Source organism: Dactylosporangium sp. NBC_01737 (assembly GCF_035963215.1).
GTDB lineage: Bacteria > Actinomycetota > Actinomycetes > Mycobacteriales > Micromonosporaceae > Dactylosporangium.
Map to the genome: position 1 here is coordinate 4,153,543 of NZ_CP109153.1, position 14,672 is coordinate 4,168,214.

13 protein-coding genes are annotated in these 14,672 nt (G+C 72.0%); 9 read left to right on the plus strand and 4 right to left on the minus strand.

The features are described 5' to 3' along the window. Positions 1-110 precede the first annotated feature (110 nt). Entirely contained in the window at positions 111-1,709 is a 1,599-nt protein-coding gene (locus OHA72_RS18820; RefSeq protein ID WP_327009111.1) for an SLAC1 family transporter, read from the minus strand. Between the two features lie 71 nt (positions 1,710-1,780). Between OHA72_RS18820 and OHA72_RS18825 the strand changes: the two genes are divergently transcribed. The 4 genes from OHA72_RS18825 to OHA72_RS18840 all read left to right on the plus strand — a co-directional run bounded on the left by OHA72_RS18825 (position 1,781) and on the right by OHA72_RS18840 (position 5,420). After that, complete coding sequence (locus tag OHA72_RS18825) at positions 1,781-2,188, plus strand: NYN domain-containing protein (protein WP_327009112.1); 408 nt, start codon at positions 1,781-1,783, stop codon at positions 2,186-2,188. 374 nt (positions 2,189-2,562) lie between these two features. Continuing rightward, on the plus strand, positions 2,563-3,210 hold the full coding sequence (locus OHA72_RS18830) for a winged helix-turn-helix domain-containing protein (RefSeq protein WP_327009113.1): 648 nt from the start codon (positions 2,563-2,565) through the stop codon (positions 3,208-3,210). A 272-nt stretch (positions 3,211-3,482) separates the two neighbouring features. Next, positions 3,483-5,048, plus strand: a complete 1,566-nt coding sequence (locus OHA72_RS18835) for an endonuclease/exonuclease/phosphatase family protein (RefSeq protein WP_327009114.1) — start codon at positions 3,483-3,485, stop codon at positions 5,046-5,048. Beyond that, a complete protein-coding gene (locus OHA72_RS18840; RefSeq protein WP_327009115.1) occupies positions 5,049-5,420 on the plus strand; it encodes a hypothetical protein in 372 nt (123 codons plus the stop codon). 65 nt (positions 5,421-5,485) lie between these two features. On the opposite strand, the gene OHA72_RS18845 is transcribed toward OHA72_RS18840, so the two are convergent. Next, positions 5,486-6,277, minus strand: a complete 792-nt coding sequence (locus OHA72_RS18845; protein WP_327009116.1) for a thioesterase family protein — start codon at positions 6,275-6,277, stop codon at positions 5,486-5,488. A 28-nt stretch (positions 6,278-6,305) separates the two neighbouring features. Between OHA72_RS18845 and OHA72_RS18850 the strand changes: the two genes are divergently transcribed. From OHA72_RS18850 to OHA72_RS18865, 4 genes are all read left to right on the plus strand, one after another. Beyond that, a complete protein-coding gene (locus OHA72_RS18850) occupies positions 6,306-7,271 on the plus strand; it encodes a magnesium transporter CorA family protein (RefSeq protein WP_327009117.1) in 966 nt (321 codons plus the stop codon). Next, positions 7,268-8,644, plus strand: a complete 1,377-nt coding sequence (lpdA, locus tag OHA72_RS18855; protein ID WP_327009118.1) for a dihydrolipoyl dehydrogenase — start codon at positions 7,268-7,270, stop codon at positions 8,642-8,644. Before OHA72_RS18850 ends, lpdA begins: the two co-directional genes overlap by 4 nt. Positions 8,645-8,710: 66 nt before the next feature. After that, positions 8,711-10,108, plus strand: a complete 1,398-nt coding sequence (locus OHA72_RS18860; RefSeq protein ID WP_327009119.1) for a class II 3-deoxy-7-phosphoheptulonate synthase — start codon at positions 8,711-8,713, stop codon at positions 10,106-10,108. Between the two features lie 52 nt (positions 10,109-10,160). Next, positions 10,161-11,135 (plus strand): threonine aldolase family protein, encoded by a 975-nt coding sequence (locus OHA72_RS18865; RefSeq protein ID WP_327011602.1) that lies wholly within the window; start codon positions 10,161-10,163, stop codon positions 11,133-11,135. Between the two features lie 27 nt (positions 11,136-11,162). Here the strand turns inward: OHA72_RS18865 and OHA72_RS18870 are convergent, their stop codons facing one another. Both OHA72_RS18870 and OHA72_RS18875 read right to left on the minus strand, forming a co-directional pair. After that, on the minus strand, positions 11,163-12,032 hold the full coding sequence (locus tag OHA72_RS18870; RefSeq protein WP_327009120.1) for a deoxyribonuclease IV: 870 nt from the start codon (positions 12,030-12,032) through the stop codon (positions 11,163-11,165). After that, the gene (locus OHA72_RS18875; RefSeq protein ID WP_327009121.1) at positions 12,032-14,008 is read right to left on the minus strand and encodes a Stk1 family PASTA domain-containing Ser/Thr kinase; all 1,977 of its coding nucleotides are present in this window, start codon (positions 14,006-14,008) and stop codon (positions 12,032-12,034) included. The genes OHA72_RS18870 and OHA72_RS18875 overlap by 1 nt, the downstream gene beginning before the upstream one ends. A gap of 158 nt (positions 14,009-14,166) precedes the next feature. On the opposite strand from OHA72_RS18875, the gene OHA72_RS18880 reads away from it, so the two are divergent. Further along, complete coding sequence (locus OHA72_RS18880) at positions 14,167-14,577, plus strand: hypothetical protein (protein WP_327009122.1); 411 nt, start codon at positions 14,167-14,169, stop codon at positions 14,575-14,577. Positions 14,578-14,672: the final 95 nt, after the last annotated feature.

Sequence of the window (14,672 nt, forward strand, 5' to 3'; positions counted from 1 at the left end):
ACAGCCCTCGACGGACGTGACCCTCCCGGCGCGTCTTGCGCGCAGCGCGGCGGCCGGGTGGCTCGGCGCGGCGGCGGCAGGGTGGTTCAGCGCAGCTGCGGCAGGGTGGTTCAGCGCAGCTGCGGCAGGAAACGGTGCCGGGCGAGCGCCGCCGTCGTCTCGGCGGCGAGTGCGGCGACGAACGCGGTGATCGCGAGGATGACGATCCACGCCCAGATCCGGTAGCCCGGCGGGTGGGCGTAGGCGACCCAGTGCAGCGTGAACGTGGCGACCGCCGCGTAGGGGAAGGCGTACGCCCAGAATCCCGACGTGAAGTGCAGGCGGCGGTACACGCCGATGAGCCGGAGCTGGACGAGCGCCGCCAGCAGGGTGTAGCCGGCGAGCCCGAAGGTCACGGCGTCGACCCTGTTGTGGGTGACGGCCAGGTACGCCAGGCCGGCGAGGGCGGGCGGAGCCGCCTGGATCGCCAGGGTGGGCCGCAGCTGCGGCGGGAGCGGCGGCCGGAAGTACAGCCGGGCCAGGATCATCGAATCGATGACCAGCCACGACACGACACCGAGGCCGAAGCACACCCGGGCGGGGCCCGGCCAGCCGGCGAGGGCCGCGCCGATGGCGGCGATGAGTCCCCCGGCGACGGAGGGCAGCACGTATCCGGGGTGCAGCTTGTCCGGGTCGAGGCCGGCGGAGATCCACTGGCCGGTCATCCATCCGGCCAGCACGATCGTGACGGCGGCGAACACGCCGAACAGCCACTGCCCCGCCGTGCGTTCGTGCCGCATCAGGCCGATGGCCAGCAGCATGCCGACGATCGGGATCAGCGCGACGAACGGCCCCAGCACCGGGTCGCTCAGCTCGGCGGCCCAGCCGCCCGGCCGCCGCGGCACCTGCGACACGTAGGCGGCCAGGAGCGTCAGCCAGACGGCGGCGGCCAGGACGCACAGGATGTCGGAGACGACCGCGGGTGCGAAGTGCAGCAGCGCGGCGTAGCCCCAGCAACCGGCCAGGCCCGTCAGGCCGTACGCGATGCCGAACAGGTTCGGGGTGACCCCGACGGCCGGCTCGCTGGTCCGTGTGTCCACGCCCGCGCAATACCCGGCGCCGCGGCGGATATCCCGGCCCGCCCGTGGCCACGACAGCAGCCGCCGCTGCCGCCAGCGGACGGTGTACACGCACGCCTCGGCACCCTCGACCTGGCAGATGTCGTGGGTGACGGTGGCGGCGGGCAGCCCGAACAGCGCCGGCAGCTGGGTCAGCAGCCCGCGGGTGTAGTCGCAGTCGTAGCGGCTGGGCCGGTAGCCGGCGCGCAGCCGGTACTGCACCCGCGCCGCGCCGTGGCCGGTCGACAGCGTGGACATGTCGGCGGTGGTGTTGAACTTGGCGCTGGTGGTCGCGATGAGCCGGATCAGCCTCGTCGGCCCGCCGGGCATCAGCAGGCCCAGCCGCAGCGGGGTGTTCACCGAGTAGGACAGGATGCTCTGCCCGACCCGCAGCCCGACGGACTCGTCGCCGAGCACCTGCGCCGCCGCGCCGAACACGTTGATCTTCGTCTCGTAGGACCACCAGCGGCGGGCGTCGTCGTATGCCTCCGGCGGCTCGTGTTCGCCGGCGAGGTTGAGCACGTGCGCGACCGCGGTGTCGCCGCCCCTGGCGCGCACATACCGCACAATGGCGCGCAGGGTGACACCGGCCGTCTCGCGGATCTGTTCCATGGCGCCTCCGGTGCTCGACATCGGCGCGATCCGGGGACTGCGGAGGATGTCCGGCGGGTAAGACTGCTCACATGGATCCTGAGCCGCTCATCGTCGTGGACGGCGCCAACGTCGTCGGGTCCGTGCCGGACGGCTGGTGGCGCGACCGGCGAGGGGCCGCGACCCGGCTCCGCGACGCACTGGCGGCCCGCGACACCGCCGCACTGCCCGCCTCGCTGCTCGGTGCGGTGACCCTGGTGGTGGAGGGCGCCGCCCGTGGTGTGCCGCCGGTCGCGGGTGTGGCGGTGCAAGCCGCGCCGCAATCCGGTGACGACCACATCGTCGCGCTCGTCGCTGACAATGTCGGCCGCCGTCCTGTCGTGGTGGTGACCTCCGACCGGGAGCTCCGCCAACGAGTGCGCGAGCTCGGTGCGAGTATTGTCAGCCCTGGTGAGTTGCGCGCGTCGATCCCATATGGTGGGCGACGTGAATCTATCTAGCGGATAGGATTTGTCGGCAACATGTGCGCACCTTGGCATGGGTTTGCCGGTACCCGGAGGTTCGACCTTCTCAACATGCGGGAAGAGATTGACCGGGCGTCGTACGGTGACAAAGCTGAACTCGTAGACGTGTCGTGAATGGCCGGTGAATGTCGGCCGAAAACATCAGACAAATTGTCATCGATCTATTCTGTGCGGCAGGTTACAACTCTGTCGCGCGGCGTGACGATGCTGGTAAGGTCGGTGCCATGTGCCATGAGGTACTCCTTGACCCACTCTGGGTCTCGCGGCGTGCACACCATTTCGACGGCCTTTGTCGAGCGGCTGTCCGTTGATTCGGCGTCATTCCAAAGGCTTTTCGAGAGGAATTGAAAATGGCCATTTCGGTCGTCGGCGCTCCAGAGGTGACGCCATCGGTGGTCACCATCACCGTGCACATCACCCTCAACGGTGACGAACTCCCACCGGAGGCGTCCCGCCTGATCAGCGACCTCGAGGCGCTCGCCGCCAGCCAGGCCAAGCAGCAGATCCAGCGCGGCCCGCAGACCTCGGCGCCGCTGCAGCGCGCCACCGCGCCGGCGCACACGCTGCAGCACGGGCCGTCCCAGCACACCGGCCGTAACCTGCGACTGGTCGAGACCCCCGACTCCGGCGGATCCGGCGCGGCCGAGCCCACAAGGGTCAAGCGGATCGGCGCCGCCGCACCCGACGCGCCGTCGCTCTACCTGTGCACCGGCTCCCGGCTCGTCCTGCGCGACGGCGCGCCCGTGCCGCTGACCCGCCGCGAATACGACCTGTTCCTGTTCCTGTGCGAGCACCCGCGTCGCGTGTTCAGCCGGGCGCAGCTGCTGCGCCAGGTGTGGGGCTACGACATGGTCGGCACCGAGCGCACCGTCGACGTCCACGTGCGGCGCCTGCGGGTCAAGCTCGGTGAGGCCGCACGGATCATCGCCACGGTGCGCGGCGTCGGCTATCGTCTCGACGATGACGCCGCCGTCCAGGTTGTCGTTCGCGAGGACTGACCTCCGGATCCCCGCGCTCGCCGCGGGGATCCTCCTGCTCGTCGACCTGCTCAGGGTCTGGCTCCCGTCGATCATCACGATCTTCGGGCAGGCGGCGTCGACGCCGGCCGAGCTCATGGGCGCCTTCGCGCTGCTGTGGTTCCTCGCGCCGTTCGCGGTCGTGCCGCTGGCCGTCAGGTGGGACGCGGCGAAGGTCGCGATCGCTGGCGCCGCGGTGCTCGCCGCCGCCCGCTTCGCGCTGCTGTTCGTCCACGGTGGACAGCCGCAGCTGTATGTCGCCTCCGCCGGCCTGCTCGGGGGGCTGTCGTGGCTCGCGGCGAGCGCCGTGCGCGGCGGCCGCCGCCGTCGGCGTCCCGCTCGGCCTGGCCGCCGCCGCGCTGCAGCACGCCGCCCTGCGCACCGTCGACCTGACCTGGCAGCCACGCTGGTGGGCCGCTCCACTCGTCGCGCTCGAGTGCCTCGTCCTCATCTGGTGCCAGTGGCGCACCGCACCGGGGCGCAGCTCCGCCGCGGCCTGGTTCCTGGTGGGGCCGGCGATGCTGCTCACGGGCATGTTCGCGCTGTCCCCGGCCGTCGCGACGCTCGCACTGTCCTACCGCTTCGACCCCGTCGCAGGCACGGCCCCGCCCGTGGTGCCGGAGCTGCTGCTCGGCCTGGCCGTGGCCGGGTTCCTGGCCGGCGCCACCGGCCGGCTCGCCGGGCGCTTCGACCGTGCCCTCGCGGCGGTGCTGCTGCTCGGCGCCGCGGTCGTGTTCGGCTGGCTCGGCCCCGACGGGCTGTTCCTCGCGCTGCTGCTGGGCTGCGGCGCCTTCGGCCGGGCGTTCCGTGCCGCCGCGGCCGACGCCGCACCCGACGCGGACGCGGGCCGCGGGGCGGCGGCCGGGCACGCCGCGGTCGCCGGGATGGTCGTGTTCGCCGTCGCCGCCGTCGCGTACTACGCCGCCTACGACCTCGGCTACCCCAACCGGTGGGTGCCGGTCGCGGTGGCCCTCGCGCCGGCGTGGGTCCTGCTCCGCGCCGGTGGTGGCGCCCCCGCCGTCGGGCTGTCGTGGCGCCCCGGGCTCGCCGCCCTCGGCGTCTGCCTGCTCGTGCCGCTGCTCGGGATCACCACGACGCCGCCGGTCTCCGCCGCCTCCGGCGCCGCGCCGGAGCGGGGGCTGCGGCTCGTGGCGTACAACATCCGCATGGGCTTCGGGCTCGACGGCACCTACCGTCCCGCCGTCGCCGCCCGGGCGATCGCCGCGTCCGACCCTGACGTCGTGGTCCTGTCCGAGGTCGACCGGGCCTGGCTGCTCAACGGCGGCCACGACGACCTGCGGGTCCTCGCCGCCGAACTCGGCATGCGCTCCTGGTTCGCCCCGGCCGCCGACGCCGTCTGGGGCGACGCGGTGCTGACGAACCTGCCGGTCAGCGCGGTCGAGACGGTGCCGCTGTCCGCGGTGGGCGCGCCGACCGGTGCCCAGGCCCTCGGCGTCGTGGTGCGCTTCGGCGGCCGCGACATCGCCGTCGTCTCCACCCACATCCAGCCCCCGCCGGACGCCGAGCCCCTGGTCCAGGTCGCCGAGATCGCCGCGTTCGCGACCCGCTTCGGCGCCGGCCGCCCGACGTTCATCGCCGGCGACCTCAACATCGAACCCGGCGACGCGTCGATGCGGGCGTTCGCCGACGCCGGGTACGCCGACGGGTTCGCGGCGTTCCGCCCGGTGCGCACGTTCCCCGCCGACCTCCCCGTCAAGCAGATCGACCACGTCCTCGTCCGCGGCCTGACCTGCACCGATGTCAGCGTCGGCACCGCAGTGACGTCGGACCATGCGCCGATCGTCACAACACTGCGCTGATTGAGCACGCCCATGAATGGGCAACCTGACGCTCAGAGAGAGAAAGGGGCAGCGATGAGCGTCACACATGCGAACACGAACGGGAGCACGATCGGTGGCCTGGCCACCGAGCGTCGCGACGACCTTGGCAACACGGTCGACACGATGTCAGCCAAGACCGAGCAGCGCGCGGCCGAACTGGCCGAGCAGGGCAAGGACGTGGCACGCCGTCGGCCCGTTCCGCTGGTGACCGCCGCCGCGGCCGGTGTCGCCACCGTGATCGTCGCGGTGGTCACGGTCGTGCGACGCCGCCGGAAGCCGACGCCGCGTCAGCGGGCCGTCAACGCCTGGCGGAGCACCAGCAAGAGCGTGAGGAAACGGGTCAAGCGGTAACTTCCTCTCCAAGGAACGCGCCCCCGTACCGGGACACCGGTGCGGGGGCGCGCCTGTTCAGCGGCTCAGGATGCGGGCATGCGGTAGGCGGCGAGCTGGGTGGCCTGGGCGACGATGCGGTCCTCGGCGTCCCAGATCTCGCAGACCTGGTCCACCAGGCTCTCGGTGAGCAGCCGCGCGCGCTGGCGGACCCGCAGCGGGCCGGGGGCGGGCAGCGCCCGCACGTACACCGTGAGCTCCAGGGTCGGCGTCCAGCCGTTGCTGCCCAGGGTGAACGTCGCCGGCGGGAAGGCATCGGCGGCGAACAGCAGGGACACCGGGTCCCAGGCGGCGCCGTCCGGCAGCCGCAGCCAGCCGCGCAGCTCGCCGGGCGGGTCACCGACGGCCTGCCAGTCGATGCGCTGCTCGAACTGGTCCAGCATGTCGATGCGCAGCCCGGTGCCGGGTGCCTGCGAGGGCGTGGCGAACAGGGCGTCCTCGGCGGCGACCGGCGGGGGAGCGGCGTCGACCCAGCGGGGCTCGCCGGCCGCCGCCAGGGCGCCCAGGGTGAACAAGGCCTCGACGCACGTGCGGTCCTTCTGGCTCAGCCGCGCCCTGACCTGGCTGGCGGAGCGGCCGGCGCGCAGCACCTCGACGGTGACGGCGGCGGGACCGGGGTCGGGCGGTGAGAGATACACCGCGCTCGCCGACAGCGGGTCGGGGTGGGTGCCGGCGGTCTCGATCGCGGCGCGGGCGAGGATCGCCAGGAGGTAGCCGCCGTTGGGCTTGCCGCCGACGGTCCACAGTGGATCAAGGTCGGTGTCGAAGCTGTCGTCGTCGGCGCGCTGCACGCTCGTCGCGTCGGTGAACCCTGCCACGCCTGCCTCCTTCTGGTTGGATGACGGCATGGCTCGCACGCGGCTCTACCGCAACGGTGACCTGGTAGCCGAGGATTTCCCGATCGACGATATCTCGGATCACCTGCAGGCCGACGACACGGTGGTGTGGCTGGACCTCACGGCACCGTCGCGGGAGCAGTACGAGCAGGTGCAGGAGGAGTTCGGGCTGCACCGGCTGGCGATCGAGGACGCCGCCTCGCCCCGGGAGCGGCCGAAGCTCAACCACTACAGCGGCCACCTCTACCTCAGCGCGTATCAGGTCGCCTTCGACGGCGGCACCAGCGAGCTCGTCGTGCACCAGGTGTCGGCGTTCCTCACCGACCGGGCGCTGATCACCGTGCACGGCGACGGCTTCGACATCGACGCGGTGGTGCAACGCTGGGACACGACCACCGAGCTGGCCGTGCACGGCGTCGCGTACCTCGTGCACGGGCTGCTCGACGTCGTCGTCGACGGGCACTTCGACGCGGTGCAGGAGCTCGACGACGCGCTCGAGGCCCTGGAGGACAAGCTCTTCGAGGAGACGCCGCAGGCGGTCCGCGACGTGCAGCAGCGCAACTTCCGGCTCCGGCGGGTCCTCAGCCACCTGCGCAAGATCGTGCTGCCGATGCGCGAGGTGGTCAACGGCCTGGCCCGGACCAAATTCGTCGACGAGGACATCGCGCCCTACTACCAGGACCTCTTCGACCACGTCATGCGGGTCACGGAGTGGACCGAGAGCCTGCGCGACTTCGTGTCGAGCATCCTGGAGTCCAACCTCGCCGTGCAGGGCAACCGGATGAACAACATCATGAAGAAGGTCACCAGCTGGGCGGCCATCATCGCGGTGCCGACGGCTGTTACAGGTTACTACGGGCAGAATCTTCCGTTTCCCGGTTACGAGCACCGCACGGGCTTCGTGACCTCCGCCGTGCTCATCGTGCTGCTGTCCGTAGGGCTGTACGTCACCTTCAAACGCAAGGATTGGCTATGACTGACTTCGATGTGGTGGTGCTCGGCGCCGGTCCGGGCGGCTACACCGCCGCCGTGCGCGCCTCCCAGCTCGGGCTGCGGACCGCGATCGTGGAGGACAGGTACTGGGGCGGCGTCTGTCTCAACGTCGGCTGCATCCCGAGCAAGGCCCTGCTGCGCAACGCCGAGCTGGCGCACATCTTCACCGCCGAGGCCAAGACGTTCGGCATCCAGGGCTCGGTGACCTTCGACTACTCCGCCGCGTTCCAGCGCAGCCGCAAGGTCGCCGACGGCCGGGTCAAGGGCGTGCACTACCTCATGAAGAAGAACGAGATCCGCCAGTTCCACGGCCGCGGTGTCTTCCTCGACGACCACACGCTGCAGGTCGGGGACGAGACGGTGACGTTCGCCAACGCCATCATCGCCACCGGTGCCACCACCAGGCTGCTGCCCGGCACCTCGCTGTCGGACCGGGTCGTCACGTACGAGGAGCAGATCCTCAGCGAGGAGCTGCCGTCCTCGATCGTCATCGCCGGGGCGGGCGCGATCGGCGTCGAGTTCGCGTACGTGCTGCACAACTACGGCGTCAAGGTCACGATCGTGGAGTTCCTGGACCGCATGGTGCCGCTCGAGGACGCCGAGGTGTCCGCGGAGCTGGCGAAGCGGTACAAGCGACTCGGCATCACGGTGCTCACCTCGACCCGGGTCGAGTCGGTCTCCGAAACGGACGCCGGGGTCAAGGTCACCGTTTCCTCGGGCGGCAAGTCGCAGGTCCTGGAGGCGGACAAGCTGCTGCAGGCGATCGGCTTCCAGCCCCGCGTCGAGGGCTACGGCCTGGAGAAGACCGGGGTCGCGCTGACCGAGCGGGGCGCGATCGCGGTCGACGGGCGGCTGCGCACCAACGTGCCGCACATCTACGCGATCGGCGACGTCACCGCGAAGCTGATGCTCGCGCACGCCGCGGAGTCGATGGGCATCATCGCGGCGGAGACCATCGCCGGCGCGGAGACGATGGAGCTGGACTACGTCATGATCCCGCGGGCGACGTACTGCCAGCCGCAGGTCGCCAGCTTCGGCTGGACCGAGGCGCAGGCGCGCGAGCAGGGCTTCGACGTGAAGGTCGTGAAGTTCCCGTACACCGCCAACGGCAAGGCGCACGGCCTCGGCGACGCCACCGGCTTCGTGAAGATCATCAGCGACGGGAAGTACGGCGAGCTGCTCGGCGCCCACCTGATCGGCCCCGAGGTCACCGAGCTGCTGCCGGAGCTGACCCTGGCCCAGCAGTGGGACCTCACGGTGCACGAGGTCGCCCGCAACGTCCACGCCCACCCGACCCTCGGCGAGGCGGTCAAGGAGGCCATCCACGGCCTTGCCGGCCACATGATCAACATGTAGTCCAGTTTCTAGGACCGGCGGGATGGCGACAGCCGCCGGTCCTGGGCGGTCGGTAGGCTTTGCGGTATGCGGCAGGAGTGGCACCACTTCACATATCCCGGTCCCGAGATCTCCCGAGTGGCCGTCGCGGGCAACCTCGACGACGACGCGGAGTTCGGTCTGGACCACTGGCGCACCCTGCCCCGCGCGCAGACCCCGCCGTGGCCGGACCAGCAGGCCGTCGACGAGGTCGGCCAGCTGCTGTCCTCCGTGCCGCCGATCGTCGCGCCCTACGAGGTCGACCAGCTCCGCGAGCGGCTCGCCCTCGTCGCCGACGGCAAGGCGTTCATGCTGCAGGGCGGCGACTGCGCCGAGACGTTCGCCGACAACACCGAGGCGCACGTCCTGGCCAACGCCCGCACCCTGCTGCAGATGGCGGTCGTGCTCACCTACGGCGCGTCCCTGCCCGTCATCAAGCTCGGCCGGGTCGCCGGCCAGTTCACCAAGCCCCGCTCCGCGGCATTGGACTCGCTGGGGCTCCCGGCATACCGCGGCGACATGATCAACTCCTTGGACAAGGACCCGCAGGCGCGCATCGCCGACCCGCAGCGCATGGTCCGCGCCTACGCCAACTCCTCCAGCGCGATGAACATGCTCCGCGCCTACCTCGGCGGCGGCATGGGCGACCTGCACGCCGTGCACGACTGGAACAAGGGCTTCGTCGTCACCTCACCCGCCGGCCAGCGCTACGAGGCGATCGCCCGCGAGATCGACCGCGCGCTGCGCTTCATGCAGGCGTGCGGCGTCAACGACGACGAGGCGCTGCGCACCGTCACCCTGTACTGCTCGCACGAGGCCCTGGCGCTGGAATACGAGCGCCCCCTGGCCCGCATCGCCGGTGGCCGTCCCTACGGGCTGTCCGGGCACTTCCTGTGGATCGGCGAGCGCACCCGCCAGATCGACGGCGCCCACGTCGACTTCATGTCGCGCATCGCCAACCCGATCGGCGTCAAGCTCGGCCCGACCACCGCCCCCGAGCAGGCCCTGGAGCTGTTCGAGAAGCTCAACCCCGACAACATCCCCGGCCGGCTCACGTTCGTCGCCCGCATGGGCAGCACCAAGGTCCGCGACGCGCTCCCGCCGATCGTGGAGAAGGTCACCGCCGCCGGCTGCCGCGTCGTGTGGCAGTGCGACCCCATGCACGGCAACACCCACGAGTCCTCCAACGGATACAAGACCCGGCACTTCGACCGGATCGTCGACGAGGTCCTCGGCTACTTCGAGGTCCACCGGGAGCTGGAGACCCACCCCGGCGGCCTGCACGTCGAGCTCACCGGCGAGGACGTCACCGAGTGCCTCGGCGGCGCCCAGGCGATCGTCGACGAGGACCTCCCCGACCGGTATGAGACCGCCTGCGACCCGCGGCTCAACACCCAGCAGTCCCTGGAGCTGGCGTTCCTCGTCGCGGAGATGCTGCGTGGCTGAGGGCCGGGTCGCGGACCTGCGCTCCGACACCGTCACCCGGCCGACGCCGGCCATGCGCGCCGCCATGGCCGACGCGCCGGTCGGCGACGACGTGTTCGACGAGGACCCGTCGCTGCACGAGCTGCAGTCGCATGCGGCCGCGTTGTTCGGCCACGAGGCGGCGCTGTTCACCCCGTCCGGCTGCATGGCCAACCAGATCGCCCTGCAGCTCGTCGTCCCGCGCGCCGAGGAGCTGCTCTGCGACGCCGACGCCCACGTCGTCACCTATGAGATGGGCGCGGCCGCGGCGTACGGCGGCATCTCCACCCGCACCTGGCCCGCCGTCGGCGGCGCGCTGGACCCCGCGGTCGTCGCCGCGATGATCCGCCCGCCGGGCGGTTACACCGTCGCCACCCGTGCCATCGCCGTCGAACAGACCCACAACCGCGGCGGCGGCACCATCATCCCGCTGCCGGCCCTGCGCGACCTGCGCACCGTCTGCGACGACGCCGGCCTGCTCCTGCACTGCGACGGCGCCCGCATCTGGCACGCGCACGTCGCCACCGGCGTCCCCCTCGCCGAATACGGCCGGCTCTTCGACACCCTGTCCGTCTGCCTCTCCAAGGGCCTCGGCGCGCCCGTCGGCTCCCTGGTCATCGGCTCCGCCGCCCGCATCGCCGAGGCCCGCCTGATCCGCAAGCGCCTCGGCGGCGGCATGCGCCAGGCCGGCATCCTCGCCGCCGCCGGCCTGCACGCCCTGCGCCACCACATCGGCCGCCTCGCCGACGACCACGGCAAGGCCCGGCACCTCGCGGCGTCCCTCGCCCCGGCCGGCGTCGTCGACCCGGCCCGCGTCGAGACCAACATCGTCCTGCTGGACCTGCGCGACGCGCCCCTCGACGCGGCGCAGCTGACGGCGGCCGCGCGTGAGCACGGCGTCCTCGTCTCCGCGTTCGGCCCGCGCACCGTGCGCCTGACCACGCACATGGACCTCACCGACGACGACGTCGCCACCACCGCGGCGGTCCTCACCAAGCTCCTGACCTGATCGTCCCTCCCCGCCACCGCCGCGGGGTCAGCGAGGTGCGGGCAGACCTCGCAGCAGCGCGATGTCGGCGGCGTGGTCGGCGGACAGTTCGCCGCCCGGGGTCTCCACGATCAGCGGCACGCCCGCCGCGGCCGGGTGGCGGACCAGCTCCGCGAACGCCGCCGCGCCGATGGTGCCCTTGCCGAGCGACTCGTGGCGGTCGCGGGTGGAGCCGCAGGTGTCCTTCGAGTCGTTGGCGTGGATCAGTTGCAGCCGGCCGGGCCCGGCCGCCCGGACCAGGGCGTCGAGGGTCGCGGTCATGCCCCCGGCGGTGGCCAGGTCGTGGCCGGCGGCCCAGGCGTGGCAGGTGTCGAAGCAGACGCCCAGGTGCGGGTGGTCGTCGACGGCGGCGAGGTACGCCTCCAGGTGCTCGACCCGCGACGCCAGGGAGCGGCCACCGCCGGCGCTCGGCTCGACCAGCAGCGGCGGCCAGCCCTGCCCGGCCGCACGGTCGAGCAGGGGGCGCAGCACGTCGCGTACCACATCCAATGCCTTCTCGGCATGGGCGGCGTCGACCGCCGAACCGGCGTGGAACACCACACCCCGCGCGCCGATCGCCTTGCCGCGGCGCAGGGCGTGCTCAAGGGTGGCGACGGACCGTTCGACGGTCGCCTCGGTGGGGGAGCCGAGGTTGACCAGCAGCGCGGCGTGGATGTACGCGGTGACGCCGCGCTCGCCGCAGCCGGTGAGGAACGCGGCGTCCTGCCCGGGGTCGCCCTCGGTGAGCGCCCACCCGCGCGGGTTGGACACGTAGACCTGCACGGCGGTCGCGTCCGTCTGCTCGACGTAACGCAGCGACGCCTTGGCCAGGCCACCGGCGGCGGGCGCGTGCCCGCCGACCGGTGTCGTGCCATGCACTAGAAGTACGCCAGCAGGCGGATCCGCGTGCCCGGTGGGACCTGGGTGTTCGGCGGCGGGTCCATCTGGCGGACGGTGCCGAAGCCCTGCGCGTCGACCGCGAGCCCCATCGCCTCCAGGGTCTGGCGGGCCTGGTCGAGCTGCATACCGCGGACCTCGGGGACGGTGAGGAGCGCGGGACCCTTGGAGATCTGCAGATCGATGACCATGCCGTCGGTGACGCTGTTGCCGTCGCCGATGCTCTGCGAGACGACCTGGTCCTTGGGCTTGTCGTTGTCGACCGCCTCGATCTTGCCGACGGTGATCTTCACCTTGGCGAGGGCCTGCTTGGCCTCCTCGATGTTCTTGCCGATGACCAGCGGCACCTTCACCGGGTTGGGGCCCTTGCTGACGTTGACCTTGATCGTCTGGCCGGGCTTGACCTCGGCGCCGATCTTCGGGTCGGTGTCCACGACGTATCCCGCGGGGACCGCGTCGTCGAACTTCTCGGCGCGGGTGGCCTGCAGGCCGGTCGCCTGGAGGTCGACGACGGCGAGGTCGTACTCCTTGCCGGCGATGTCGGGGACCTTGTGGATCTCCGGTCCGAGCGACAGCGTCAGCGTGATCGTGCCGCCGTCCAGGATGCGCGCGTGCGCGGCCGGGTCCTGGGCGAGGACCTTGTCCTTGGCGACCTTCGCGTCGAACTTCGGCGGGCCGAACTTCACCTTGAACCCGGCGGCCCGCGCCTGCTGACCGGCCATGTCACTGGTCATCGTGGTCAGGTCGGGGGCGTCGGTGTACCGGCCGACACCGATCCAGTAGCCGCCGACGGCGACCAGCAGACCCAGCGTGAGCATCGCCGCGATCACCGTGAGGCGGGTCCGGGGGTTGGCGTTGACCTGGGCGAGCAGCTCCGCGAGCTTTGCGGCGGGCCCGGCCGGCTCCGGCTGCGCCCGGCGGCGACGGGTCACCTGCTGTGCGGGGGCGGGGCTGGGCAGCTTCGCCCACGAGGGCCGGGCCGGCTCCATCGTGCCGGTGCGGTACACGTTCTGCGGCACCGACTCGATCTGCGGCACGATCACCGTCGGCTGCGACAGCGGCCGGGACCGGGTCGCGAGCTCGACGCCGACGTCCTCGCGGGCCGCCTGCACCTCGGTGAGCATCGCGCCCGCGTCGGTCGGGCGGGCGCCGGGGTCGCGGCGGGTCGCGCGGATCACCAGGTCGTCGACGGCCGGCGGGAGCCCCGGCGTGTACCGCGACGGGAACGGCACGTCCCGGTCGACGTGCTGCCACGCGACCTCGACGGGACGGTCCGCCTCGTAGGGCACCCGGCCGGTGAGCATCTCGAACAGCACGATGCCTGCGGAGTACACGTCGGTGCGGGGATCGGCGTGGCCGTCGGTGACCAGCTCCGGCGCGACATAGGCGACGGTGGCCATGAGGTGCGAGCCGGTCTCGTCGGCGCTGGCCTCGACCGCGCGGGCGAGCCCGAAGTCGGCGACCTTGACCACGCCGTCGATGAGGTTGTGCGCGTCGCCGGGGGCCTCCGCGACGAGGACGTTCTCCGGCTTGACATCGCGGTGGACCAGGCCGGCGCGGTGCGCGGCGGCGATCGCGGCGAGCATCTGCTCCATGATCGCGAGGGCTTCCTGCGGCTGCAGGCGGCGGCGCTCGGCGAGCACCTCGCGCAGCGTGCGACCCCGCACGAACTCCATGACCAGATACGGCAGCCCCTGATGGTTGCCCTGGTCGTAGACCGCGACGACGTTGGGATGGGTGAGCCGGGCGATCGTCTTCGCCTCGTCGGTGAACCGGCTGACGAACTGCGGATCGTGCGACTGCGCAGGGTGGATGATCTTCAGGGCGACGGTCCGCTCGAGCCGCTCGTCGAGAGCGGTGTAGACCGTCGCCATGCCGCCTTTGGCGACACGGGAGCGAACGCGGTAGCGCCCGTCTACAAGCGCACCGAGAAGGGGATCGGCGACCGTGGTATCCATTGGCTGCGAGTGTACGGCTGGTGAACCGGTTTCCTCAGCGTCCTGCCATACCGACATTGCTTTGTCCCTGTTTCGGGGTTTTCGAGGCCGTACGCGTCGGCGACGGTGCCGATACGGACGGTGACGGACTGGCCGAAACGGTCGCGCTGGGGCTCGCCGTGGGCGTCGGCGTGCTCTCCGGCGTGTTCGTCGCAGGGGTCCCGGCGGGCGGCGGCACAGCCGGCATCGCCAGGACCGGCGGCGCCACTGACCGGCGCACCTGCGGCCGGGCGTGGGTCGGCTGGGCCGCCGGCCCCGGCGACACGCCGCCGATCACCTCGGGGGTCGGGCCGGCCGTGGCGGCGGCGGCCGCGACCGACGCCGGCGGCGGCGTGCGCAACGCGGTGAGGCTGCCCGCGACCGCGAGGTACGTCCCGGCCGCCCCACCGGCGACGAGCAGGGCGACGCCGCTGGTCGCCGCGACCCGCCGCGGCCGGCGCGGCTCGTCACGGGCCCGGTGCCGCGCCGCGAACTCGGCCGTCTCCGCGGTCAGCAGAGAAGCCAGCTGGCGCCGGCTCACCTGCCGGTAGACGTCGTAGCACGCGGAGCGCCAGGCACCGGTGACCTCACGGTGGACCTTGAGCCAGAGCCCCACAGCCGTTCCCCTCCGTCAGTTGTCGTCGCA